The sequence below is a fragment of the Microvirga sp. P4_G7 genome, from assembly GCF_056401005.1.
This window is the reverse complement of the sequence record NZ_JBFUKD010001034.1, coordinates 1-894: the sequence shown is the minus strand read 5'-3', so window position 1 is coordinate 894 and position 894 is coordinate 1. Positions and strand designations below refer to the sequence as shown.

Below are 894 nucleotides of genomic sequence, written 5' to 3'. Positions count from 1 at the left end.
GGGCAAATGGCAGCAGCTTGGCGGCCAATTCGTGATTGATCCGGCCGATCGTCTCGGCATAAAGCGTCTCATCGTCGCGCCCGATCACTGTCAGGATCTTGTCGACGCGCGGATGGGACGCGAACGCCAGCAGGGTTCTTTCGATCACCGTCGTGCCGCAAAGCGGTCGATATTGCTTCGGGAGACCCTCTCCGGCCCGGACGCCGCGCCCGGCGGCAACGATTAGAGCGATCACGGTCATAAAAGGCGGCCTTCGTTCGACGGCTGTCGTACGCGGCTTGACCGGTGAAAGCAAACCGCGCGCCGTCAAAATCCGGAGCACGGGGGCTTGCGTCCAAATCGGTTTTGTTTAATCAGTAGGCAGAATGAAAAGTGACCAAAAAATAGGCTACGGCTTCCGCGTCGGCCCGATCGAGATCGGGGCGGGAACCGTGCTCGCGCCCTTATCGGGGGTGACCGATGTCGTATTCAGACGGATCGCCAAGCGCCTCGGCGCCGGTCTCGTCGTGTCGGAAATGGTCGCTTCGGACGAACTGGTGCAAGGCTCCGTCGAGGCGACTTTACGCGCCGAGGGCGCCGGCATCGAACCTCACGTCGTTCAACTCGCCGGCTGCGATCCTGAATGGATGGCGGAAGGCGTGCGTGTCGCCGAAGGGGCAGGGGCCCGCGTGATCGACATCAATATGGGATGTCCCGCGAAACGCGTCATCGGCGGCTATTCGGGCTCGGCGCTCATGCGCGATCTCGATCACGCTTGCCGTCTCATCGAAGCGAGCATCGCTGCCGCCAGCGTCCCGGTGACGGTGAAGATGCGCCTCGGCTGGGACCACCAGACACTCAATGCCCCCGAACTGGCGAAACGGGCCCAAGATCTGGGTGTCGCGGCCGTCACCG

Annotated in this window: 2 protein-coding genes; one reads left to right on the top strand and one right to left on the bottom strand. The window is 63.0% G+C overall.

Translation table 11 applies throughout. The features are described 5' to 3' along the window. Nucleotides 1–241: 2-C-methyl-D-erythritol 4-phosphate cytidylyltransferase (locus AC1DT3_RS22820; RefSeq protein ID WP_477467443.1), on the bottom strand; the 241-nt coding region annotated here is incomplete at its 3' end. A 124-nt stretch (nt 242–365) separates the two neighbouring features. Between AC1DT3_RS22820 and AC1DT3_RS22815 the strand changes: the two genes are divergently transcribed. Then, nucleotides 366–894 (top strand): tRNA dihydrouridine synthase (locus tag AC1DT3_RS22815; RefSeq protein ID WP_477467442.1); only part of this gene is annotated, 529 nt, incomplete at its 3' end.